General features: G+C 40.7%; 22 protein-coding genes and 1 tRNA gene. 11 read left to right on the top strand and 12 right to left on the bottom strand.

Annotation, left to right across the window (positions count from 1 at the left end; all coding sequences use genetic code 11):
- Nucleotides 1–76 precede the first annotated feature (76 nt).
- From KSU66_RS03015 to KSU66_RS03000, 4 genes are all read right to left on the bottom strand, one after another.
- Nucleotides 77–1,054, bottom strand: a complete 978-nt coding sequence (locus tag KSU66_RS03015) for a DMT family transporter (RefSeq protein ID WP_269049937.1) — start codon at nt 1,052–1,054, stop codon at nt 77–79.
- Nucleotides 1,051–1,947, bottom strand: a complete 897-nt coding sequence (locus KSU66_RS03010) for a choline/ethanolamine kinase family protein (RefSeq protein ID WP_269049936.1) — start codon at nt 1,945–1,947, stop codon at nt 1,051–1,053. The genes KSU66_RS03015 and KSU66_RS03010 overlap by 4 nt, the downstream gene beginning before the upstream one ends.
- Nucleotides 1,948–2,232: 285 nt before the next feature.
- Entirely contained in the window at nt 2,233–4,398 is a 2,166-nt protein-coding gene (locus tag KSU66_RS03005; RefSeq protein WP_269049935.1) for a DNA topoisomerase III, read from the bottom strand.
- Between the two features lie 172 nt (nt 4,399–4,570).
- A complete protein-coding gene (locus KSU66_RS03000; RefSeq protein WP_269049934.1) occupies nt 4,571–6,496 on the bottom strand; it encodes a cation:proton antiporter in 1,926 nt (641 codons plus the stop codon).
- A 134-nt stretch (nt 6,497–6,630) separates the two neighbouring features.
- On the opposite strand from KSU66_RS03000, the gene KSU66_RS02995 reads away from it, so the two are divergent.
- Nucleotides 6,631–7,692 carry a PseG/SpsG family protein gene (locus KSU66_RS02995; protein ID WP_269049933.1) on the top strand — a complete coding sequence of 354 codons (1,062 nt, stop codon included), beginning with the start codon at nt 6,631–6,633 and terminating at the stop codon, nt 7,690–7,692.
- A 23-nt stretch (nt 7,693–7,715) separates the two neighbouring features.
- Nucleotides 7,716–7,901: an SE1832 family protein gene (locus KSU66_RS02990; RefSeq protein ID WP_269049932.1), complete on the top strand. Its 186-nt coding sequence runs from the start codon at nt 7,716–7,718 to the stop codon at nt 7,899–7,901.
- Nucleotides 7,902–8,272: 371 nt separating this feature from the next.
- On the opposite strand, the gene KSU66_RS02985 is transcribed toward KSU66_RS02990, so the two are convergent.
- On the bottom strand, nt 8,273–8,818 hold the full coding sequence (locus KSU66_RS02985) for an RNA polymerase sigma factor (protein ID WP_269049931.1): 546 nt from the start codon (nt 8,816–8,818) through the stop codon (nt 8,273–8,275).
- Between the two features lie 159 nt (nt 8,819–8,977).
- Complete coding sequence (locus KSU66_RS02980) at nt 8,978–10,213, bottom strand: hemolysin family protein (RefSeq protein ID WP_269049930.1); 1,236 nt, start codon at nt 10,211–10,213, stop codon at nt 8,978–8,980.
- Between the two features lie 173 nt (nt 10,214–10,386).
- Here KSU66_RS02980 and KSU66_RS02975 point away from each other — a divergent pair, with 173 nt between their 5' ends.
- On the top strand, nt 10,387–11,784 hold the full coding sequence (locus KSU66_RS02975; RefSeq protein WP_269049929.1) for a dipeptidase: 1,398 nt from the start codon (nt 10,387–10,389) through the stop codon (nt 11,782–11,784).
- Nucleotides 11,785–11,888: 104 nt separating this feature from the next.
- On the opposite strand, the gene KSU66_RS02970 is transcribed toward KSU66_RS02975, so the two are convergent.
- Nucleotides 11,889–12,479, bottom strand: a complete 591-nt coding sequence (locus KSU66_RS02970) for a nitroreductase family protein (protein ID WP_269049928.1) — start codon at nt 12,477–12,479, stop codon at nt 11,889–11,891.
- A 178-nt stretch (nt 12,480–12,657) separates the two neighbouring features.
- Here KSU66_RS02970 and KSU66_RS02965 point away from each other — a divergent pair, with 178 nt between their 5' ends.
- A complete protein-coding gene (locus KSU66_RS02965; RefSeq protein WP_269049927.1) occupies nt 12,658–13,506 on the top strand; it encodes a DegV family protein in 849 nt (282 codons plus the stop codon).
- Nucleotides 13,507–13,551: 45 nt separating this feature from the next.
- Here KSU66_RS02965 and KSU66_RS02960 read toward each other — a convergent pair whose 3' ends face one another.
- Together KSU66_RS02960 and KSU66_RS02955 are read right to left on the bottom strand one after the other, a co-directional pair.
- Nucleotides 13,552–14,040, bottom strand: coding sequence for an amidase domain-containing protein (locus KSU66_RS02960; protein WP_269049926.1), 489 nt, complete (start codon nt 14,038–14,040; stop codon nt 13,552–13,554).
- 197 nt (nt 14,041–14,237) lie between these two features.
- Nucleotides 14,238–14,310, bottom strand: a tRNA-Ala gene (locus KSU66_RS02955).
- 69 nt (nt 14,311–14,379) lie between these two features.
- On the opposite strand from KSU66_RS02955, the gene KSU66_RS02950 reads away from it, so the two are divergent.
- Both KSU66_RS02950 and KSU66_RS02945 read left to right on the top strand, forming a co-directional pair.
- The gene (locus KSU66_RS02950; RefSeq protein WP_269049925.1) at nt 14,380–15,399 is read left to right on the top strand and encodes a DUF2804 domain-containing protein; all 1,020 of its coding nucleotides are present in this window, start codon (nt 14,380–14,382) and stop codon (nt 15,397–15,399) included.
- Nucleotides 15,400–15,493: 94 nt separating this feature from the next.
- Nucleotides 15,494–15,964, top strand: coding sequence for a YusW family protein (locus KSU66_RS02945; RefSeq protein ID WP_269049924.1), 471 nt, complete (start codon nt 15,494–15,496; stop codon nt 15,962–15,964).
- Nucleotides 15,965–16,017: 53 nt separating this feature from the next.
- Here the strand turns inward: KSU66_RS02945 and KSU66_RS02940 are convergent, their stop codons facing one another.
- Complete coding sequence (locus KSU66_RS02940) at nt 16,018–17,847, bottom strand: ABC transporter ATP-binding protein (protein ID WP_269049923.1); 1,830 nt, start codon at nt 17,845–17,847, stop codon at nt 16,018–16,020.
- Complete coding sequence (locus tag KSU66_RS02935; protein WP_269049922.1) at nt 17,828–19,579, bottom strand: ABC transporter ATP-binding protein; 1,752 nt, start codon at nt 19,577–19,579, stop codon at nt 17,828–17,830. The genes KSU66_RS02940 and KSU66_RS02935 overlap by 20 nt, the downstream gene beginning before the upstream one ends.
- A gap of 142 nt (nt 19,580–19,721) precedes the next feature.
- On the opposite strand from KSU66_RS02935, the gene KSU66_RS02930 reads away from it, so the two are divergent.
- Genes KSU66_RS02930 through KSU66_RS02915 form a run of 4 tightly spaced genes read left to right on the top strand, consistent with a single transcriptional unit; the run spans nt 19,722 to nt 22,435 of the window.
- On the top strand, nt 19,722–20,105 hold the full coding sequence (locus KSU66_RS02930) for a GntR family transcriptional regulator (RefSeq protein ID WP_269049921.1): 384 nt from the start codon (nt 19,722–19,724) through the stop codon (nt 20,103–20,105).
- Nucleotides 20,102–21,010 (top strand): ATP-binding cassette domain-containing protein, encoded by a 909-nt coding sequence (locus KSU66_RS02925; protein WP_269049920.1) that lies wholly within the window; start codon nt 20,102–20,104, stop codon nt 21,008–21,010. Before KSU66_RS02930 ends, KSU66_RS02925 begins: the two co-directional genes overlap by 4 nt.
- A complete protein-coding gene (locus KSU66_RS02920) occupies nt 20,982–21,740 on the top strand; it encodes a hypothetical protein (RefSeq protein WP_269049919.1) in 759 nt (252 codons plus the stop codon). The genes KSU66_RS02925 and KSU66_RS02920 overlap by 29 nt, the downstream gene beginning before the upstream one ends.
- A complete protein-coding gene (locus tag KSU66_RS02915; protein ID WP_269049918.1) occupies nt 21,740–22,435 on the top strand; it encodes a hypothetical protein in 696 nt (231 codons plus the stop codon). Before KSU66_RS02920 ends, KSU66_RS02915 begins: the two co-directional genes overlap by 1 nt.
- Before the next feature lie 46 nt (nt 22,436–22,481).
- Here KSU66_RS02915 and KSU66_RS02910 read toward each other — a convergent pair whose 3' ends face one another.
- Nucleotides 22,482–23,381 carry a DMT family transporter gene (locus KSU66_RS02910; RefSeq protein ID WP_269050162.1) on the bottom strand — a complete coding sequence of 300 codons (900 nt, stop codon included), beginning with the start codon at nt 23,379–23,381 and terminating at the stop codon, nt 22,482–22,484.
- 170 nt (nt 23,382–23,551) lie between these two features.
- On the opposite strand from KSU66_RS02910, the gene KSU66_RS02905 reads away from it, so the two are divergent.
- Nucleotides 23,552–25,201, top strand: a complete 1,650-nt coding sequence (locus KSU66_RS02905; protein WP_269049917.1) for a sensor domain-containing protein — start codon at nt 23,552–23,554, stop codon at nt 25,199–25,201.
- Nucleotides 25,202–25,213: the final 12 nt, after the last annotated feature.

The following is a 25,213-nucleotide window of genomic DNA, read 5'->3' as shown; positions in this document are numbered from 1 at the left end:
TTTTCGATGTGATTAACTACTCATCACTATAGAGCAGATTCTATTCTTTGTAAACGAAATCTATTAATCTTTCAGTTTAAAGAGGATTGCTTTTAAGCGCAGGCATCTGTATTTTCTTTTTTTCTACAACTGTTAAAATCGAACCCGTAATGATTAACAGAGCAAACATGAACTCTTTCCACGTAAAAAGTGTTCCGAATAAAACCGCCTCAAATCCAACAGCCCATGCAGCATACGTAATATTCATAGCCATTGCACGAATGGGTCCGATTATATTTATCGCATGGTAATAAAATACATACGATAATGTTCCCGCGAGCGCAACACCCGCTAAAGCAAGGAGGATGACTGGTGATGCAAGTATTTTAACAGTATAAGAATGCCCAATGAAAAATGGGATGATCAGAAAACCATAAATAAAAGTGGATGTATATTGCCTAATCAACAATGCATGTTCGGGTTTAATGCCATCATCTTTCATTGCATAAGCACTTACAACACATTCCATCCCCCATCCGATAATACAAATGATAAGGAAAATAAGCCCCCACGAAGCATTCGAACCAACGACGAGCTCCCCAGAATAACTAAGAAGAATAATAAACGTAATACTCATTATAAGTCCAGCCCAATTACTTAGTCTCAATTTGTCTTTTAAAATCAAATACGCAAAAAATGCACCTACTGCAGGATAAACTGTTGAAATAACGGCCGTGTATGACGCACCAATATTTTGAATTGAAAGGACGTAAAATGTCATTCCAACAGGTCCACCAAGAGTTCCCGCCAAAACAATAATTCTACCCGGCTTTCCTTTCAAACTTCCGATAGCCGTCCAGAATTCCCCTTTAACTGTAAGCAAGACAGTCATCCAAACCGCTGAAAAGGTATCATGTAGAAAAGTACTTAGTAGCGGCGCAACGAGTAAAACTTCTTGAAACTCCAAAAAACCTGACATCGATAAAACAATACCAATTAAAACCGTGTCAACTGCCCAAAAAATTCCCGAGAAAGTTCCAAATGTAATTCCAGTAAGTGTTTTATTCCTACTCATACAACTGTCTTTTGACTCTGTAGTTGCTCGAAAACGTTCAAATTCCTTTCCAATCGTTCGAAACGATCTTGGCCATATGAACCAAAGTCATCACCTATTGCTTCTTTAAAAATCGTCCATAAAGACCATAAATAATCTTGGAATATTTTATGGATAAGAATTCGTTCCTTCTCTTCTTTCGTAGCTTCTCTTTCAAAATAGTATTGTAGAAACTGATTTTCTTCCCGTTCAGTAAAGTCAGATTCAATCAGATGCGTCGCCAAATCCCAAAATGGATCATACATCCCACTATACTCCCAATCAATTAAATAAAGTTTTCCGTTCTCGTCCATTACAAAGTTCTCATGCAATGCATCGATATGACAAGGCGTCTTTTTTACCGGAAGTAATTCATAACTCTGTCGAACACGCCAAACAGCTTTTTTCACCTCTTCAAACTGCTCAAAGAACTGTGCAGTTGCTTCTAATGCATTGTTCTCATATTGTTCCATCAGTTCATACAACTTAAATTCGTTGCCCATTTGAACAGTTGAATTATGTAGTTTTCGCAATACATCCGTTACTTTTTTCATGACTTCTTTTTCTTTAGTAGTCGTTGGCGTTAACGTTTCAGCACCCGGAATCATTTGCGTGATTTTCAATCCTGTTTTCGTATCGAAATAAACTTGTTTTGGATTGATATCTAACATCACTCCAATTTCAAGATTTTTCTTTTCTTCACTTCTGTTTATTATTTTTTCTGTGCCCAATCCTGGCATTCTTATAATATACTTTTCATTTCCAACCGTAGCTTGATAGTTGATATTCGTCATACCACCTAGGCTGCTTATATTTGTGATTTCCGATTCTGATACATCAAGCACGTCTTTTATTACATTAAGTACTTTTTCCATTTTTACATTCTCCTCTTTTCCACCTTGAAAACAGTAGCTCTAATGGTGATTTCGTACTAGCTAGTAGCTTAAGAAACCGCTTACAACAATAAATATATGCTTTACAAAATATATTTCTTTCTCGACCTTCCCCATCGCTAAATTAGCAGTTCTATCATTATAGCAACATTTCATTTAATTGTAAATGTTTTCAGAATTAAATGTAACTATTAAGTTGAAAAACTATAAAAAAAGCTGTTCACCTTCAGCAAATACACGCTAAAAGGGAACAGCTTATAAAGCTAATTACTTATCAAATAGTTTTTTTAATGCTTCAGCCATTGCATTGTTCTCTGGTTCTTCCTGTTTCTTCATATACTTTTGGACGTCACGTTTGTCTACTTTTCCACCACTTGACGATTTTCTACGCTTCTCAAATGCCGATAACTTTTCTCTATGACCGCATCCGCAAACAAATATTTGTCCGTCCCCTTCACCGCGAAGTTCCAGTCGTTTATGGCAAACTGGGCACCTTGCATTCGTCTGCCGAGAAATGCTTTTGCGATAGCCACATTCGCGGTCTTGGCAAACATGCATCTTACCTCTTTTACCATTCACTTCAAGAAGAAGTTTTCCACAGTCTGGACATGTTCTTCCCGTCACATTATCATGTTTAAACTTTTTATCATCGGTTTTAATTTCAGTGACAGCTTTCCTAGAAAAAGCAATCATATCTTTCATAAACTCAGATTTCTTCATTTTGCCCGTCGCGATTTTCGTTAGTCCTTGTTCCCATTCCGCTGTTAGTGCAGGGGATTTCAAATCTTCAGGAACAAGTTCAAGCAATTGTCGCCCTTTTGACGTTGTGTAAATATCGTTTCCTTTTTTCTCTAAAACGAAGGATTTAAACAATCTTTCAATGACATCGGCACGTGTCGCGACTGTTCCAAGTCCGCCTGTTTCTCCGATTGTTTTAATCAAATCTTTAGATTCGCCCGCCATGAATTGAGCCGGATTTTCCATTGCTGCGAGTAGCGTTCCCTCGTTAAAACGCGCGGGTGGTTTAGTCTGTCCATCTGTCATCGTTACAGCCTTAATCTTTAAGTCCTCACCTTTAGTGAATGCCGGAAGCATATCCGTGTCGGCTTCCTCTTCACCTGTGGCGTAAACTTTTTTCCAGCCTTCATCCGTAATTGTACGACCTTTTGCTTTAAATAGTTCACCACCTACAATCAACTCCGCAGTCACTTGATCGTATCGATAGGCCCCAAAGAAAACGGCAAGGAAGCGGTTGACGATTAACTCATACAATCGTTGCTCCTTATCAGACAAGTTTTGAAGAATCGGTGTTTCCTCTGTCGGAATGATTGCATGGTGATCCGAAACACGCTTATCATCAATGACACCGCGCTGAGGTTTCACTTTCCCCGCACGTAAAATGGTGTTCGTCGCTTTTCGGAATGGACCAAAGTCTACCGCTTTCACACGGTCAATTAACGTACTTTCCATATCCGATGTTAAATGTTTAGAATCTGTACGTGGGTACGTCACCACTTTATGGCGTTCATATAAATTTTGAAGCGTAGACAGCGTTTCTTTCGCAGACCACGACCAACGACGATGCGCTTCTTTTTGCAGTTCTGTCAAATCAAATAAATGCGGTGCTGGTTGGGATTTTGGAGATGTCACTACATCACTTACTTTCCCCGAGTGAACACCATCTAATTTAGCGAGTGTTTTTTCAACAATCCCTTTATCAAATGACCGGGTCTGCCCCGACTTGTCGTGCCAAGTGAACGTAGCCGTTTCCGATATGGCTTGCAAACCATAAAATGATTTTGGTTTAAAGTCACGAATTTGCTTTTCTCGCTCTGCAATCATCGCAAGCGTTGGCGTTTGAACTCGCCCCGTTGAAAGTTGGGCATTGTATTTCACCGTAAGCGCACGAGTCGCGTTAATACCAACGACCCAATCCGCTTCTGCACGAGCGACTGCCGCTTCGTACAAGTTTTCATATGCACGACCGTCTTTCAAATTTTTGAACCCATCTAGAATGGCTTTGTTCGTAACGGATGAAATCCAAAGACGTTTCACAGGTTTCTTAACTTTTGCCTGTTCAAGAATCCATCTAGCAACAAGCTCCCCCTCACGCCCAGCGTCTGTCGCAATAATAATATCTTTAACATCGTTCCTTTTTAATTGTGCTTTGACCGCATTGAACTGTTTCATCGTCTGGCGAATCGGCACAAGCTTAAACGGTTCCGGAACGATTGGCAAATGCTCTAGCTTCCATTCTTTATATTCACTTCCGTACCCTTCAGGATCCGCATGTGTCACAAGATGGCCAAGCGCCCATGTAACAATATAATTTGTTCCTTCAAGAAATCCATTTCCTTTTTTATGACAGCCAAGTACTTGCGCAATATCACGCGCTACCGAAGGCTTCTCTGCTAATACAAGTGATTTAGACATCAGTAAATCCCCTTTCTACATACTTTCATTATAAGGGAGATTTCAGTTCCTTGCATGTCATGCGAGTTTGTCTATCGGCGGTTGTAACCGGATATTGGCGAAAAAGGACTTTTGATTCATGTAAATAAGCTCTTAACCGAATCCAGCGATTAAGAGCCTTTTTAATTTATTGTCATTTTGATGAAGTTGGTGCATCTCCTGGGATAAATGACTTTAATACTTTTTCTTTATTGCTAAATCGTTCTTCGATTTCCTCGTAAGGAATCTTAGACTCACTACCTTCCACGCAAAGTTTTTCTTTCGCACGTTCGATTGTCTTCGAAGGAAACGTGAGTGCGATAACTGCATCATCAGCCTGCGCTTGTAGCTCAACTTCTGGTGAATAAAATTCAATCGAACCGCTTGCGCGTAAAATATAAAGAAGAATTGACTTGTCATCACGCTCACGTAAATACTGTGTATAACTATACTGTTTTGTAATAACGGTTTTGCGGATGACATGCCCCGCATTCACTCGGTCTTCTAGATCGTAAATAGATACTGCCGGCGAAAAGAGCAACTGACCCCTTGTAATAGTGAATCCTTCCTCTTTCTTTGTTGCTTGAAACGCGGTTTGATATAAATGATCGCGTCCAATATCCGGCACAAAGTCCGCACAAACATGCGCATTGTACGTATCCAATTTTGTCATGGCAAGCATAAACCGGTACGGATTCAAGTCGATATGGTAATCAAGTTGTTCAGAAAGGATATCTCCCACGTACCCATTCAGACCCAGTTTTCTCACATGCGACAACCCCGCCCATGATCGATCGATAAGCAGCACTTCATTTCCCGTATTTTTAATCGACTGTGCAAAGTCCGCCGAAAAACGTGAACCGCCTACAATAAGAACCCCTGATTCATCTGTCGTTGTTAAGTTTAACCTTCTTGCAAGGGGACCAATTGTAAACCCATGCACAACAACCGTGGCAAAAACGAGGGCAAATGTAAGTGCTGTTATCGTTTCGGCGTCTTTGTACCCGTGTTCCGATAAGATTGTCGCAAAATACCCTGACACAGTTAAGGCGACAATTCCTCTCGGTGCAATCCAACCAACAAGTATTTTTTCTCGTACAGTTAAATCGGTTCCGATTGTTGAAAGCCAAATCGACAGCGGCCTCACAACAAGAAGCATCGCAAGAACAAATAACATAATATTGACGTTAAAAATTTCAATAAGTATATGTGGATCAAGTGAAGCCGTTAACATCACAAAGATGCCCGAAATGAGTAAAACGGATATGTTTTCTTTGAAATTGCGAATGTCGTTAATAGACGTTAATTGCATATTCGCCATCGTTATTCCCATTGCTGTAACAGCTAGAAGGCCCGTTTGCTGCATAATTTCATCCGAAAGAACAAATGTAAAAATAACAACCGCAAAAAGGACAGGCGACTTCAAAAACTCTGGAACATTTCCACGTTCAAATGCAAAACCGAGTATACGACCTGCACCCCACCCAAGAAGTACCGCAAAAAATGCTGCTGCAAAGAACAAAAGAAATGAGCTAAGCGTCACTTCGCCATTTAGAAACTTGAAAAATTCGAATGCAAACACCGCAAGAAGTGCCCCGAACGGATCAACTACAATGCCTTCCCATTTCAATATGGCAGCGGGACGCGGTTTTAATTTTGCCTGCCTAAGCAACGGCAAAATAACTGTCGGCCCTGTCACAATAAATAGACCCCCGATGATAAATGCAACCGACCACGAAAGTCCTGCTAAGTAGTGCACTGCAAGCGATCCCACAATCCAAGAAATGAACGCACCTACTGTAACTATTCGTGTAACCGGCCCGGTGAACCCTTTAATTTCCTTAAAATCAAGATTCAAACTTCCTTCAAATAATATTAAAGCAACGGCAAATGTAATAATTGGGCCAAACAAATTCCCCATACTTTCCTGCGGATTAATTAACCCGAAAATGGGTCCAACTAGGAGCCCTGCAACGGACATGACAACAATTGCCGGCATTCGGAATCTCCAAGCAATCCATTGAGAAAGGATTCCAATAAGCACTACGAGCATTAGGTTGAATAATAATGAATCTAGCAATGGATACACCCCTTTTCCACAAAAGTAAATAGTAATAGTTTAACATACCTATCCTAGCATTCCATTGAAAAATACATATATTGTTTTACCGCGCCATACGATGTATGGATGAGTAATCGATTTGCTAAGGAAGGATGATTCCTATAGACAAGCAACGAAAGAAAAAAGTAGCGATTCACGTATCCAATTCGGATGGAAAAGGGACATACCCGGCTAAAAGGGCTGAAATAATTGCCCGCGCATTAACCGAAGTAGATGTTGTATTCATTCGCGGGGATCAATCGTTTCCACCACCAGACGGTTTTCCGACGGTGACGATTGGTTCCGATTCTACGCTTTCACGCGCATTGGCAGCTCTTAAACCCGATCTTTTACTGCGCGACAGCGGATCGACATTACAGGAAGAAGTCGAAAAAATACAAGAAATTGTTCCTTCTATCATTCATTTCGATGATTTCGGTGAAGGTGGAAAACTCGCGGATCTCGTATTACAAACACTTTATTCGGATTCGAATGACAAAGTTCCTGATCATTACGTTGAAGGGATTGAAAGTTTTATCGCCGATGAAAATTTGGCCGCATTTAGAAACATCGGGCTACGCGAAAGAGAGCCTAATTCAATGCCCCATCTAGTCATTTCGTTTGGCGATGAAGACGCTGGAAATTTAACATATCGCGCACTTAGACATATGTTACAGCTTCAGATTCCACTAAAAGTGACTGCTTTAATCGGAGAAAATTATAGCCACGATGTAAGCGAACTTCGAATGATGGCTCTTGGTAGAAGAAATACATTCATTCAAGTACAACCATATAACGTTACAGAAATGTATGCTTCCGCGGATATCATTTTATGTGCGGCTGGTTACATGCCTTATGAGGTAGCAGTTTTGGGGATTCCTTGTATTATTCTTGCACAAAATGATTTCGAACTGTCACTCGCTTTTCCTAAGGAGCAACATGGATTCACCCATCTTGGGGCCGGTCGAAAAGTAAAACAATCAAGTCTTTTAAATGCAATAATGGAACCACTCTTACATGACTCGCTGCGTAAAAAAGCGGTTAAACGTCAAACATCACTCGGTATTGGAAATGGCAAGGACAAGGTATGCGAAGCAATTCTTTACTTTCTTGATCATCCTAAACGAAAACCCGAGGGGACGTCGGGAAAAGAAACATCCGATATGTTACAATAGGGAAAAAGATAGGGGTTTTCCTTATGAATAAACGACAAGTAGAAAATGAAATTGCCGAGCTAAAAATGGATTATATTAATTTGCAAGGGGATATAGAAAAACTTGAGTCGACGGGGAATAATAGCTTTGTAAGAAAAGCCGAAGTACGCCTTGCCACGCTAGAAGAAAAACTTGCGGAACTTAACAAAAAATTGGATGCGTTTGAATAAATAAAAAGACTGCCGCAAGATCTTGGGCAGTCTTTTTATGGTGCTATTTATATGTTGAATTAAAGATTCCAACCTAAAAAAGTCCAATGATAATCGCTTTACCGAGCCGTTGATTTCCGTTCCGAGCGGACGCTTTCCGCGGGCGGTCCGTGAGCCTCCTCGTCGCAAGCTCCTGCGGGGTCTCACCTGGACGCGCTTTTCCCGCTGGAGTCGCCGCTCTCCACTACAATCAACTAGGTGTCATATGCTTTATTTCAACCTATATAGATTGAAATAAAGCATCCAACTCAAAAATCGTTGAATAAGGCGAGCTCCTGCAGAAAAGGGAGCCGGTTCAACGATTTTCTTGTTTAGCGAGAAATCATATACAGTTAAGCCATTACATATTCTTGCACTGTGTCGTCTTGTATCATCATTTCTTTTAAATACTTCTTTGCACGGAACAAACGTGATTTCACTGTTCCAATCGATACTTTCATTAGTTCCGATATTTCAATAAGAGAATATTGGTGTACATAGAAATACTCGATTGTTTTTCTATAAATCGCATCAAGTTCACTTATTTTTGTTCTTACCATCAATTCAATGTCATTCTTTTCAAGCACTTCACTCGGTGTTAAATTTCCGCTTGGCACTAAGTCAAGAAGTGGTACGTCAAGTGTATCTGGCTGATTCATCACATGCTTGCTGCGACGCACTCCTTTTCGGTAACGGTCACGGAATGTGTTCATGCAAATTGTCGTTAACCATGCTTTCATATTATCGACATTTTCAATTCTTGGACTGTTATGTACAACTTTAACCCAGACGTCTTGCATGACATCTTCCGCTTCTTCTTTATTTCGTGTCAATTTAAGACATAAATGATAAATGTACCGGCCGTATTCCTCATACAAGCCATCTAGATTGGTTTTCATACGATACTCCCCCGTCTCTTACTGTTAACCTTATTATCGGTAAATAGAGGGTTTCCTGCCATCGTATTCTCTTTCAGTAAACTTACAAATGTGTAAGCTTACCAAAAGGGAAGACATTCTGATGATTTAAGTGGACATTAGCGCGCAAAAAGTGGACATTCATACTTCAGAATCATTTTTCGTAATTGTCATCCGGACAATTCGATTTCGTTCCATCTCTTTGATTTCAATTCGAAGATTTTCATAGGTAAACTTCTCGCCGGGTTCCGGTAAATGACTGAGTACTTGTAAAACAAATCCGCCAATCGTTTCATGATCCGTCGGTAATTCAATATCGAGTAAATCCATTGCGTCAACAATCTCGAGTCTACCATGACATGTTAATCTAGTATCCGTTTTTTCATAGACAAGTACTTCTTCGTTGCTATCTGTCTCATCTTCGATATCCTGTCCAATCATCTCTTCAATAATATCTTCCTGCGTTACAATACCGAGGGTTCCCCCATACTCGTCCAACACAACGGCCATATGCTTTTTTTTCGCGAGCATCATTTTAAAGACGCGTTCAACGCTAGATGACTCAAGAATATAAAGAGGCTCGCGGTCAATAATATCGCCAAGCGTTTTCTCCGGGGCCATTGACCACTCAATAAGCATTTTCGAGTAAAACATACCAACAATCGTATCCATACTTTCTTCGTACACCGGATAACGGGTGTAAAAATATTCAAGTATTGTGTCGCGAACTTCTTCATATGTCGCATCTATCGGCAATCCAATAATATCCGTCCGATGCGTATCAAGTACATCCGAAACATCTTTATCCGGAAAATCTAGCACGCCTTTCAAACGAAGCGATTCATCCTGTTCGAACGTTCCTTCTATTGAGGCGATATCCACCATCGATCGAAGGTCTTCCTTTGTCAATGTTGCCTCTGTTACAGTTCCTTTTGAAATAATACGTATGAAAATGTTCGTGAACGTACCAAGTAACCATGTAAGGGGCGTCATCAGTTTAACAAAAATTATAATTGAAGGCGCCACTATATAAGCCATTCTATCGGCAAATGTCGCTGCAATTGTCTTTGGCAATACTTCGGCGAAAACGATAACAATAATTGTAAGAACCCCTGTAGCGATTCCGACAGGCCAACCTTTCTCAAGTCCAATTATCGTAACAAGCGTTGGCATCATAATATTTACAATGTTATTCCCAATTAAAATCGCAGTAATCATTCGATCCGGCTGCGAAATCAATTTAAGCAACTTAATAGCGTGCTTATCGCCTTGATCTGCCCGAAATTGAACTTTCATTCTGTTTACGGCGGTAAGTGCCGTTTCGCTCCCCGAAAAGTACAACGACATAAATAATAAGAAACCAAGTGCGATAAACAAAAGTTTTTTCCTCCCAGAATATGTTCATATATGCATCAAATCATTCGTCCAATAACTTTCAAATAGCATACCATATTTTTTCTTATTACGTCAGAATCTTTTCTCAACTCAACTTAATTCCCTTCTGTTATACTATTTCTATACACGAAACTTATTGAAATGAGGGATTGAATTTGGAACATTTACAAGCACTTGATAGTTACTTCAAAAAAAAACGTGATGTACATCTTGAACAATTGAATGATTTTTTACGAATTCCTAGCATTAGCTCCCTGTCTGAACATAAAGAAGATATGCAAGTTGCCGCAGAGTGGTTACTTAATTCATTAAAAGAGGCTGGACTTGAAAACTTGGTCATCGATGAAACGGACGGACATCCAGTCGTTTACGGTGACTGGCTCCATGCCGAAGGGAAACCAACTATTCTCGTTTACGGGCATTACGACGTTCAGCCCGTAGATCCTCTTGAACTTTGGGAAACTGGTCCTTTTGAACCCGAAATCCGCGACAATAAATTATACGCTCGTGGTGCAAGTGACGATAAAGGACAAGTATTCATGCATGTGAAAGCAGTCGAAGCACTTATGCAGAAGACAGGTGGACTTCCTGTTAACGTGAAGTTTCTTATTGAAGGTGAAGAAGAAGTAGGCAGTCCAAATCTAGAGAAATATATTGAAGAAAATAAGGACAAACTCGCCGCAGATGTCATTGTCATTTCGGATACGGGCATGCAAGGACCGGGTCAACCCGCAGTATGTTACGGGTTACGTGGGCTTTGTGGTGTTCAAATCGACGTGAAAGGCGCAAATAGTGATCTTCACTCCGGCTTATACGGAGGCGGTGTTCAAAACCCATTGCACGCACTCGTTGAAGTACTTGCAACGTTCCGCGACAAAGAAGGAACTATCGCAGTCGAAGGATTTTATGACAATGTTCGTCCAATTACAGACGAAGAACGCGCAGCCTATGAAGCCCTCGGTTTTGATGAAGAAGCTTTAAGAAAAGAACTTGGCGTTCCCGAACTTTTTGGTGAAAAAGGGTATTCACATCTTGAACAGACATGGGTTCGCCCAACACTCGAATTGAACGGTATTTTCGGTGGATTTTCTGGCGAAGGCATTAAAACGGTTTTACCTGCAGAAGCAGGTGCAAAGATTACATGCCGACTTGTGCCTGACCAAGATCCTGAAGAAATCGTTGAAAAATTAAAAGCACATATTGAAAAGCATAAACCGGTTGGCGTTACGGTAACAGTTACCGAATTCGACAAAGGCAAACCATTCATCACACCGTTTGACCACCCTGCAATCCAAGCAGCTGGTCGCTCATATGAAAAAGTATATAATGTTCCAACCGCCTATACACGCGGCGGCGGCTCGATTCCGATTGTCGCGGCATTCGATGAAATACTGGAACTACCTGTTGTATTGATGGGCTTCGGACTTGCAACGGAAAACTTCCATGCACCAAATGAGCACTTCCACTTGGATAACTTTGACCAAGGATTACGCGTTATTGGTGATTACTACTATGAAATTGCCGAATTTACGAAAGATGAATTGAAAAAGTAATTACTTTGCCGGATCCTTTTAGAAGGATTCGGTTTTTTTGCACCGATTGATAAGCGAAAAAAACACCTAAACTGCATCATTCCATGCATTTTAGGTGTTTTTCCTTATTCCGTCTCTTCGTCTTCGCGTCCATAATACGTGACAATTTCGTCAAGTTCTTTTCTTGGACGACCTTTTGGTATTTCATCGAAATAACCGAACTGAAGCATGCTAATAATACGCTCCCCTTGTTTCACGCCGAGTTCATTTCTAAACTTCGGATTGTCGAGAAACCCTGGTGTTTTCCAGCACGTACCAATTCCTTTATCCCACGCTAAAAGCAAGACGTTTTGGATAAACATACTCGCTGCCGCGTAATCTTCTAGTCGTTCTTTTTGACGAGCATCTTCGGGTACGATGACAAATACTACTGCCCCGGGACTTTTAAATTTCTTCATTTGTTTTTCCAAGTCTTCTTCAGACAACTCTTTCCATTTCGGAACGCCGTATTCACGTAGCACATCAAGGAATTTTAAATAATCCTTATCCGCCGCTACGACAAAACGCCAAGGATTGCGGTTACCGTGGTTCGGTGCCCATGCTGCATCCTTTAGTATGTCGCTAATATTTTCCGGGTCAACCGGTTGTCCGTTAAAGTTTTTAATGGAACGACGTGTAACGATTGCTTCCTTTACTGACAAAGCTTGTTTTTTCATTAACGATATCTCCCTTTTTAACATTCTTCTTGTATTATACCGTAATTCCATTCAATTTGCCGAAAGATCTTGAAATTGTCACGCCTTCCAAGGTGAAGAATTTTTCTAAATACAATCCCAATACTTTTCATGGTATAGTATTAATAGCATATAAAACTATTAAAAGGGTGATTTTGCTTTGACTAAAAAACCAATTGCATGGATTGTAGATAGCACTGCCTATGTTTCGAAAGAACTTCAAGAACGTTCAGATTTCTTTTCAGTCCCTCTAAATATACATTTTGGTGAAAAACAATATGTCGATGGTGTAGATCTAACACCAGAAGAATTGTATGAAAAAATCAAAACGGCTAAAGTGTTTCCGAAGTCATCGCAGCCTTCAGCTGGTGTTTTCGCTGAAAAATATAAAAAAATCGCCGAAGACTATGAAGAAGCAATCGCTGTTCACGTTTCGGCAAAAATGAGTGGAACGCTCGTCTCATCTAAAAGCGGGGCTGAAATTTCGGGGTTTCCTGTCACTTTCATAGACTCTCTTTCCCTTTCCTACGGAGTTAGCGGTTTAGTTGAACGGGGAATGGAACTTCAGAAAAACGGGGCAACAGTACCTGAAATCAAAGCCGAACTAGAAAGAATGGCTGGCACTTTGCATAACTACATCCTTATCGGTCAACTTGACCAACTGTACAAAGGCGGACGTATGAGTGCGGCGCAATTTTACATTGGTAGTCTCTTAAAAGTGAAGCCGATTGTTCAAATTTCTAAAGAAGGCGAACTACAAGCCGTCGATAAAGTACGTTCTGAAAAACGAGCACTGCAATACTTGATCAATAAAGTAGCGGATGCTTATCGTTCGGGCATTACTAAAATCTGTCTTATGCAAGGTAATGTTCCTGAACAAGCCAATCACTTAAAAAGTCTCATTATCGCACAAGTACCCGGAATGGAAGTCGAAATCGGTGATATTAGTACCGTACTCGCTGTTCACGCCGGTGAAGGAACTCTTGCAGTCTTATGGTTTGACAAATAACTACGAAAAGGTAACCTATCCGATTAAAAGATAGGTTACCTTTTTTCATGAAAATCGATCATTAATCTTAAAGAAAATATACCTCGCATCCGGTGTACTTGCATAAGAATCTTTGTAAGTCCAATCACGCTGTTTCACGTTATACGTATGGGCATTGACAAGTGGCATGGAGCCAATTTTAGCGGTCACAATCGTTGAATGATCGAAACGACCGTCGTTTTGGAAGTCATAACTAATGACATCGCCGGGCTCCAATAAGTCTGCGGAGCCCACTTGCGTCGCTGTTAACCCTTTTTTAGATGTAGCTAGATACCATCTAAGCGAGTGGGACGTCGACCAACTCAAACTCCACGTACCGCCTTGAATCCACCAGCCTTTTTCTCGATTCGGATATCCCCACATCGGGGCTCCCCCTGCACGTAAACATTGCGATACAAAGTTTGTGCAATCCACATCGAATTTCGGATAGGCCGGGTTATAATCATTCCACCATTTATTTGCATACTGAACAGCTGCTTCCCTATCGTATATCATACAACGCCTCCTTTAAGCCATCGTATGAATCGAAAGGGGTAGGAATTACTTCCTCACTTAAGCTCAATTGAAACATCACCATTACTATAGTTTGGATAAGCAAATGAACCTTCTACGACTGAAGTCACAGGTGTTCTCGGCTTAATTATAAAAAAGAGTGCATCGGAAAATATCCGTTGCACTCATGAATTCTATAATGGAGACTATCGGGATCGAACCGACGACCTCTTCACTGCCAGCGAAGCGCTCTCCCAGCTGAGCTAAGCCCCCGTAAGTTTGGTACAATAAGAATTATAGCAGTACTACTTCGAAAAAACAATAGGCGGGGGAGAAGTCACTATGCAGCATGTTGAAAGAGAAATCATAAAACCCGTTGTACTATGCGACAATAAAGGGTTATTGAACCCCGAGGCGATTGGCTTTGCTAGGCAACCGATTATACATAGTAACTTAACAAGAAATTTCATGCGGAAAAAGAAATGGAATTATTGGTGTGTATATGGTGAAGATATTCTGTTCTCCACGATGATTAGCCATCTCGATTATGCGGCTGTCTGCTTAGTCTATTTTCTTAACTATGAAACACAACGTTTTTATGAAAAACTAATCACAATCCCAGTCGGACGCAATGTAGTCATGCCCGAAAATGTACTAGAAAGCTTACATTTTAAAAATGACCAACTTACCGTTTCCATGAATTATAAGAACGGTGAAACGCATTTATCCGTTACCATTGCCGACTTTGATGATGAACCGCTCCATGCGGATATATATATTCAACATCCTTTAAACGACGACTCTTTAAATGTTGTCATCCCAAAAAGTCGTACGATTTTCCAGTTCACTTCGAAGCATCACACACTTCCAACTACTGGTTTTGTGAAGATTGGTGACAAGAAATACGACTTCAACCCCGATTATAGTTTTGCCGTTCACGACTACGGACGTGGTGTTTGGCCTCGCGAAATAACATGGAATTGGGCAATGGCTTCTCAACGACTCGGTGGACAAAGGGTTGGTCTGAACTTTGGAGGACGCTGGACAGATGGAACAGGGATGACTGAAAATGCGGTTTTTGTGGATGGTATCATGACGAAAATTGCGGAAGATGTACGATTCACATATGATACAAAAAACTACATGGCACCATGGACTATTCAAACGAAGTTTTCTACTGCAGTCGACTTAACATTTACTCCATTCTTCGAGCGAATTACAGCAACCAATGTAAAGCTAATTCGGACGGAAATGCACCAGCTAATCGGTTATTTCAACGGCAAAGTAAAGCTTCAAAACAGCTCTACACTTCATATTCGACAAATGCTCGGAAGTTGTGAAGAGCAAACCGCTAAATGGTAAATCGGACTTTTTCAAATTTCATTGTTTAATTCTTCTCATTAAGAGGCAAAATAGGTACTAAAGATTTTAATTATGAGAGGTCGTGGAAATTCTGATGAAACGTAACCTGTTTGTCATGATTGCATTAATCGGTGTGTTGGTATTAAGCGCTTGTGGTGCGGGAAATAAAAACAATAACTCTTCACCTAAAAATGATGCCACATTACAACATGCGGGTGAAACAGAAGGTGGTTCTATGCAACACGGTCAAGGGTACGGCTTTACTACTTTCGAACTCGACATTGAAGTGGACAATAAAGATGCCATTGACGTTGAATATAAAGTGAAGCCGAAAAGTTTTAAAGCCGAATACGAAAATAAGTTAGACAATATTAAATCGAAAGAAAACGCAGCAATGGATGAAATCGATAAACTATTCACGTTTCTTCTAGTTACAAAAGATACACCCCAAAGTGAAGTCATGGAAAGTATCCTTCAATATTACCAAATCGATGCATATTCGAAATTCGACTTAGAAATTGAATTTGATGAAGGAACGAAACTTGATATTGAAGATATTCAATAACCAAACGAAAAGGCTACAAGGAGAAACTTCCTTTGTAGCCTTTTTCGTTTTTTTTAAACTTTCGACTCCATCAACATATTGTAATAAGCCCCTTGTTTTTCAATCAGTTTGGTTTGAGTACCTGATTCAATCAATTCTCCTTGTTCCAAAACGTACACCGTATTCGCTTTGCGTACAGTGTTCAATCGATGCGCGATAACGAAACTCGTTCGCCCTTCCATAAGACGTTCAAGTGCTTCTTGAATTTCTAGTTCTGTCACTGTGTCAATACTACTCGTTGCTTCGTCAAGAAGGAGAAGGATTGGATCCGCAACGAGCGCCCTCGCAATCGATAGAAGCTGTTTCTGTCCTTGTGAAATTTCACCACCATCAGCCGTTAGCACCGTATCGTACCCATATTCAAGCCGCATGATGAAACGATGTGCATTTGCCTTTTTCGCAGCATCAATTACTTCTTCATCCGTTGCATCTAGTTTTCCATAGCGAATATTTTCACGTACCGTCGCTTCGAATAAAAACGGATCTTGCAAGACGAAAGCCGTTTGACTGCGTAATGTTTTTCGTGGCAATTTACTAATTGGAATGCCGTCGATATAAATTTCACCTTGATCTACTTCGTAAAATCGAGCGAGCAATTGCATAATCGTTGTCTTCCCCGCACCTGTTGCACCAACAAATGCGGCTGTTTCACCAGATTTCACATGAAATGAAACTTCGTTAATTGTATAGCTGTCCGATTCATCTCCATATTTGAACGAAACATTTCGGAATTCAACATCCCCTTTAAGAATTGTCTTCGAATGTTTTGTGGCCTCATCTTTCTCGACGGGTTCGTCCATAATACCAAATACACGCTCCGCCCCCGCGATTGCGGAGAGAACTGTATTAAACTGATTCGCAAGGTCATTCAGTGGACGCGTGAATTGACGGGCTAGTTCCGAGAAAACAACAATCGTTCCAATCGTTACGATTCCATCTCCTTTTAGCGCCAACAATCCGCCAACCCCAGCAATAATTGCGAAACTTGCGTTGTTTAGCATATTCATCACTTTCGGAATAAACCCCGAATATGTCAATGCCCAAAAACCCGTGCGGCGTAAGCGTTCACTTTTTTCTGCAAACTCTTCCATAACCTGCTCTTCTCGGGAAAACGCTTTGACAATCCGTTGACCTGAAATGGTTTCTTCTATCATTCCATTCAGTTCACCAACCGCTATTTGCTGTTCCTTAAATAACTTACTCGTCCGACGTGTAATCCACCGCATACCAATGAACATGAGTGGAATAATGATCATCGTAAGAAGTGTCAATAACGGGCTTAAATAAAGCATAACTATGACTGTTCCAGTTAAAGTTAACACACTTGAAAACACTTGAATGAATGATGTATTTAACGTCTGACTGACGTTTTCAATATCATTCGTCATTCGGCTCATTAGTTCACCATGCTGTCTTTTATCAAAAAACGAAACAGGTAACTTTTGTAGATGAGCAAACAAATTTGTCCGCAAACGGTAAATCGTTTGCTGCGCAATTCCAACCATCCAAAAGTTTTGTAAATACATAGATATGGACAAACCGAAGTAAACCGCGATAAGGATCCCAATTTGACCGCCAAGACCGCCAAACTGGGCTGGAATTATATATTTATCAATAATTCTTCCCACCATAATCGGACCGACCAATGTTAAAGCAGAACTGACAAAAACGAGTGCAAGAACCGCCATAAGAAGCGCGCGCTGTTCATCTACAACGAGCCAAATTCGGAAAAGAACGGACTTCCAATTCCTTGCACGTTCCCCTTTCTTTCTCGCCGGCCCTTTAATGGCTTCTTTCGTCAGAATCGGCTCGTAGCCGAATGGTTTACGTATTGTGCGTAACATCGGCTTTCACCTTCCCTTTCGACTGTGATTCCGCAATTTTTCTATAAAGTGCCGATTGCTTCATTAAGTCACTATGCGTTCCGTAACCTACCACTTTTCCTTGGTCTAAAAGTAGCACTTTGTCTGCTCCTTGTGCGGTTAGAATCTTTTGCGTGACGACGAGCATCGTGGCGTCTTCCCCTTCGAGTGCATCCCAAAGCGCTGTTTCGGTTTTCACGTCAAGCGCACTTGTGCTATCGTCCAGAATCAAAATAGACGGTTTCCGTACAAGAGCCCGCGCAATAGATAGACGTTGCTTTTGCCCACCCGATAAGTTCACGCCTTTTTGTCCCACACGCGTACTATACTTTTGTGGGAATGAATCAATTGATTCGTGAATTTGCGCCTTTCTTGCCGCTTCTTCAAGTTCATCCATATTCGCTTCCGTATAGGAAGGTGCTCCCCATGATAAGTTGTCCAAAATAGATCCCGTAAAAAGAATCGATTGTTGCGGAACGAGTCCGATGGTGTCGCGTAAATCTTTTAACGGCCACTCGTTCACTTCGATTCCGCTAACGAATACTTGGCCTTTAGTCGCTATAAATATTCGGGGTATTAAGTTCAGTAATGTTGATTTCCCCGATCCTGTCGCTCCCATAATCGCAAGTTTCTCTCCTCGTTTAACATGAAACGAAACGTTCTGGAGAATTGGTTCTTCCTTTCCTGGATAATGAAATGAAACATTTTCAAACTTCAATTCACCTTCCGATAACCCCAACTTTACACGTTTCGTCGTATGTATTTCTAGGTTTTCATTTGCCAGTAACACTTCTTCCATCCGCTCAGAAGATGCTTTTGCACGTGAAAAGGCGACGATGATAAACGAGAACATGGAAAATGCACCTGTCATGCGCATTGCGTAGTTGACAACCGCGACAAGTTCCCCGACTTGTACGCCACTGTCACGAATTTCAATGGCACCAAACCAAAGGACCGCCATTAGACTAATGTTCATGACTAACAACAAAACTGGCAAAATAAATTCCATCATTCGCATTGCTGTCACTGTGTCTGTTTTTAGCATATTTGCCACTTTAGAGAAGCGACTCGCTTCATAAGTACCGCGTAAATACGCTTTGACGAGCCGAACCGCCTGCAAGTTTTCTTGAATCACACGGTTGACGCTATCCAGTCTTGTTTGAATTCGACCGAAATAAGCGACTCCCTTTTTTGCCATAACAAGTAGAAAAACAAGTAATAATGGCGCACCCATTACTAAAAATAATGCGAGCTTCGCATTAACGATAAAAGCCATAACTAGACTTCCGATTACTAGTAACGGTGCTCGTAACATAATTCGTAAACCCATGAACAGAACGGTTTGCACTTGCGTGACGTCACTTGTCAAACGTGTAATCAGTCCCGCCGTTGGAAATCGAAGGAATGTTGCCATTGTAAACGCCTGTACTTGGCGGAAAAGAGCTTGGCGTAAATCATAAGCAAAGCTTTGTGCCGCATGGGCAGCAAAATAGGAATTGATGGCCCCCGAAAAGAAAGCAACGAATGCAAGCCCCATCATCGCACTTCCCCACATCCAAATGACCGTCTCATCCCCGGCAATAATGCCATCGTCAATAATTTTCGCTATGAATAGTGGTTGAATAAGCTCTACGCTTAGCTCAAGCAACATAAGTAACAACGCAATAGCGATTGGCCATTTATATGATTTTGCATAGGAAAATACTGTTTTCATGTACGTAACCTCCAAAACTCTTTCGTTGCACGAACTGTTTGCTGACTATTCTTATTATGACATATATATGGTTGTATTTCATACAAAAATAGCATATAGTACATTACAACAGTAATGCACTAACTTATAGGAGGTGATGCGCATGCTCGACATCGAAGGTTCGAAACCGATTTACGTACAAATTGCGGAGTGGATTGAAGCCGAAATTATCGATGGCACACTTTCTCCCGATGAAAAAGTACACTCCCAATACCAACTTGCCGAAACTTTTAATATTAATCCCGCAACTGCTGGAAAAGGACTAACTTTATTGCTTGATGCTGAAGTTGTGTATAAGCGGCGCGGACTTGGTACATTTGTGGCACCTGATGGACGTGAAAAACTACTTATTAAAAGAAAAGAAGAAACACTAAGGCGTCTTGTCATTGAATTACTGAACGAAGCGGAGCTATTAGGCATCGACAATAAGCATCTACTTACTATGATTGAAGCCGAACGCAACCGAAAAAAGGAGGGCTTATCATGAATGCGATTGAATTTACCGACGTAACAAAAACGTATGGCAATCGTACGATTCTAAACCATGTAAACTTTGAAATTAAAGAAGATGTTCTAACCGGGATTATCGGCCGAAATGGGGTCGGAAAGACAACATTAATGAAAATTACTGCAGGACATATTAAAGAGACTTCAGGAAGCGTAGACGTTTTTTCAGAAAAACCTTTTAATAGTTTAAAAGTATCCGCAAACTCGATATTCGTCGACGATACGATGAGTTTTTCCGATAAACTGACGCTGAAAGAAGTTTTGAAAGAGGCGGATCGATTTTACGCCAATTGGGATTCCGCGCTTGCTGAAGGACTTTTTGAATACTTTCGATTGTACCCAAACAGCCGGCATAGTCAGTTATCGAAAGGACAAATGAATACATTCAACGCCATTATCGGGATTGCCGCGCGGTGCCCACTTACCATCTTCGATGAACCAACAACTGGCATGGATACGGCGGTACGAAAAGATTTTTACCGTGCACTTTTAAAAGACTATATCGCCCATCCGCGCACAATTTTGCTGTCGAGTCATCACCTTGAAGAAATCGAAGACCTCCTTGAAAATATACTTCTTGTCAACGACGGGGTTGTTCGTTTTCACGGATCCATTACTGAACTACAAGAAATGTTCGTGAAAGTAATTGGGTCTGAACATGTGGTCCGCAATCAAATCGCAGAAAAGAATGTTTTTAGCAGACAAACGAACGGCCCGTTTTACGAAGCTCTTGTCGAAGATACATTTACTTTAGAGGAAAAAATGCACATGAATAAAAGTGGTATCAAAATTATCCCCGTTCCCGCAAATGACGCATATGTAGCACTCACATCAAGTTCTAAAGGAGGAATTGATGATGTATTTGACAGAGCCACGACTGTTTGATGTTGTTAAAAAGCAATTTCACTATAAGATAAATGGCTACACGGGCGTCTTTACGTCACTTCTTATCGTGCAAGTAATCGGTATCTTGCTCGGCATAAACTACGAGAGTAGCGGGTCGGGGTTTTCGCCAACGCTCACGGTTATCCGGCAAACATCGTCCAATGACAATGTCGTTGCATTTACAATTATTTGGGCATTTATAACAGGAATTCTTGTTACAACGACGGCTTATCGGAATGATGCATTCACGCTCGTTTCAAATCGACTAAGTCATCATCTATCAAGTTTTCTATTTTTATTGACAGCTTCCATCTTAGCGGGAATCACCGCTATTTTAACAGGTTCTCTTATTAAATTCATCACGCTACTTCGAGGGGCAGAAGTCTTTATCGAAACACCTGGACTTCTAAGCTCGCCGATGGATTTCTTCTTACGAATCGGTACATCTATCGCTTATGTAATACTGTTCGCGGGACTCGGTTACACGATTGGCTCATTTGTACAACGAAGCATGCTGGTCATTCCACTTATTTTCATCGGCTTGTTTCTGTTCCCGTTCACAAGTTTTTTTATCTTGGGAATTGACAGTAGTAGCTTCTTTGAAAAAGTTATTTTCTTTTATGGGGATGAAAGTCACTTCTCCATATTTCTATTAAAAGTAGTTGGCACGGTCATTTTACTCTTCGTTCTTTCTGCGCTTGTTACGAATAAGAAGGAGGTGCGAAAATAATGTTTGGAGTTATAATGCTTTTTCCACTCATACTTTTGCTACTCATTACTTGGTTGATGATACGGGCAAAAAAACGTGTAAAGTTTTATATGAATAAAAAATCGACCTATATAATTGTTGCAGTTTATATCGTAATTCTTCTCGTTGCAACCGTCACTGTTGAAGTGTATGAAACGAAGTTTTCAGCAGAAATGCCTGATCCGGTAGTTGAAGATTCCCACCTTCTCGATGAAATCTATGGAGACGGCGATTTTGATTCAATTGACCCCTTTTTAATTATCGATAAAAGAGAGCATGTTATAGGCAATCGGTTGATCCTAAAAAAGTCCAATTTCGATGATATGTCACCTGTAAATATTTTTATCGAACGCAAAAATGACAATGATGGTGTAATTGAAGAGACGATATACAAACCGCTCCTTTTCAATGATGGTCTCGATTTTTCCGATCGGGTGAAATATGCATTGCCCAAATGGGACGACGACACAGTATTTTTTCCCAGGCAACCAGAAACGATTATTAACTATTCTTCCTACCGTGATGCTTTCCTAATTAGTCAATTCACAAAGAAACCCGTAGTCGATTTTCAAGGCCACGGCGGCATGTCACAACAGATCACAATCCATCTGCTTGTGCCTAAGAATATAGAAATTGACGCGTCCGAGGAATTATATATTACTTATGTGGAAAAGTAAGAGCAACGCAAAAAGGACCGGAACCCTTTAGGGAAATCGGTCCTTTTTACGCCTTCGCTTTACTACCCGCAATCGATAGCCATGTGACACCAACTAGCATAACAATCGCACCTATTAACTGCCACATACCTAAAATTGAACCAAACCAAAAAATTGAGACGACCATCGCCGTAAGTGGTTCAAAACTAGAAAGAATACTTGTTTCAACCGCCGTAATATATTTCATACTACCAAGGAACAAGATGAACGCAACGGTTCCAACAATCGTAACAAGAAGAAGCATACCCGTAATACCCCAATCCGCGAACAAAAGACTACCCTTCAACAAGTTTAACGGATTCAATAGAAACAGCGTAACGCCTCCGATAATCATTGCCCAACCGACAATAAGAAGAACGCCCCATTCTTGCATAAGTCGTCCCGGATAAAGTGTGTAAAATGAAAACGCGAAGCCAACCGCTATCCCCCAGAAAACTGCGATTTTACTTAGCGCAAAACCGGATAACGATCCGTTTGTTAACAGAAAAAATAGCCCAACCATCGTCACAAACATACCGATTACTTGAGCAATAGGCGGCCAAGTACGCTGCGACCATGTAACAAAAATAATAATGAATATCGGTGCAAGAAACTGAAATAGCGTTGCAATGACTGCGTTACTCGTATCAATAGCCGCGGCAAAAGTATATTGCACCCCCAGCATTCCAAAAACACCAAAAATAAATAACTGACGCATCCACACTTTCTGTCGCCATGGACGTGAAATTTGTTTTCCTTGTACTTTCAACAGAACAAGTAAAAACGTACCCGCGAGTAAGAGACGTAACGTAAGCATAAACGACACCGTCATCTCACTACTTGAAAGTATCCACTCCATCATAGGGCCCGTCGCACCCCAAAGCATTGCCCCCGAAACAATCATGGCGATTCCTTTTAATCTATTCACCATTTATAACCCCCATAATAAATCCATTTCGCCAAGGCATAATTACGCCTAGATTTTGAATTCCCGCCAAATGAAGTTCACATCATTACTGCAATAACTTCGTTTTTACTGAACTATAACTGTATTTCATATATAATAAAAGGATAGTGCATCCGAAAGGCGGGCAAAACTTGAATTCTATTTACTCTAAATTCGAACGGGAGCTACCTGTTGTAATGGAAAGCCTCGGTGAATTTTGTATGATCGCACATACGGATAACAAAGGACTAATTACATATACAAACAAAAAATTTCTTAAAACAAGCGAATGGACACCAAAGCGTGTTCTAAGTAAGACCTTATGGCAAATGTTCCCTCAATCTGAAGAAGGCCAAAAGCAAGCAGATGCTATTTGGAATAGTATATCCCTTGGAAAGACTTGGTCGGGCGTGGCAGAAAAAATAACCCGTTCCAATAACCCGTACTTTGTAAAATTACTTGCTATTCCTGTTATACCCGAAGGCGGCGGACTTACTTCTGTTATTTTTATGGGAATGGATATAACAGAAGACGTACAGCTTCGCGAAAAATTACAAGAAATTGCGTTTATCGACCAAGATACCGGATTAATGAGCCGGCACAAATTAGAAAACATCGTGAATCAACATATTGCAGAAACTAAAAGTTTTTCATTTGTTTACCTTACAATCGACCATTTTTACACATTGAAAGGACTACAGTCATACGGTGGAGAAATAATCTTTATTCAATCTTTTACAAACCGATTAAAACGTTATTTTAAAGATAATCCCATTGCGCGAATTGGGGCGAGTGAATTTGTTATTCTTTCACCATTTGGAGATTGGTATGTACAAGGATTTCTAAGGTTTCTCGAACAGCATCCAATATATATAAACAACACCGCATTGCCCCTATCTATTAGCGGCGGAATCGTTCGCTATCCAGAAGACAAAACAAATTATTCACATTTGATGGAAGCGGCTCTTGTAGCTAACAAAGAAGTTATTTCCAGCGGGGGCGGAAAAATTACTTCTCCTTCAGCGAAATCAAATTATAAGTTGAACCGAAACGCAATCATTGATCGGAATTTACTGACTGCATTGAATCGCAATGATTTACATGTAGTCTACCAACCCCAATTAGACGTGGCTACGGGTAAAATATTTCTTTACGAGGCATTTGTCCGTTGGGAAGACGAAGAACTTGGGGTGATCACGCCCGACGAATTTATTCCAATCGCTGAGGATAACGGCTTCATTCATAAACTTGGGACGTTTGTTATTGAGGAGGCCGCAAAACTTGCAGTTTCTTTAAAAAACAAAGGGTCACTTGTCAATATGACAATAAACTCATCCGTCCGAGAGTTTACAAATCCGAATTTAAGTATTGAAATAGTAGAGATTCTTAGCAGGGTAAACTGTCCCCCGTCTCTTATAGAACTTGATATTACTGAAAAGTTCGCACTTCAAGCTGAACAAGAGAGTTCGATTTTACTTCAAATGAAAGAATTACAAAATGTAGGTATCGAGTTTGCACTCGACGATTTCGGCACGGGATATGCCTCGTTCCGATATATGCAGTCTTTACCAATTACCAAAATAAAAATCGATAAACTATTCATTAGTTCTTTACTTACTCATACTAAAACACAACAGCTTGTTCAAGGTATGATTCATTTCGGAAAAACGATGGGCATGTACGTCATTGCAGAAGGCGTAGAAACAGAAGAACAATTCAACTTGTTAACAACAATGGGGATTGACGCAGTCCAAGGGTATTATATTGGCGCTCCAGTGACCGCCGAAGCTATTTCCAAGTAATTCAAGAAATAA

It is taken from the genome of Sporosarcina sp. G11-34 (assembly GCF_026931025.1).
The sequence above is the reverse complement of the archived record's forward strand: the minus strand, read 5'-3'. Positions and strand labels throughout refer to the sequence as shown.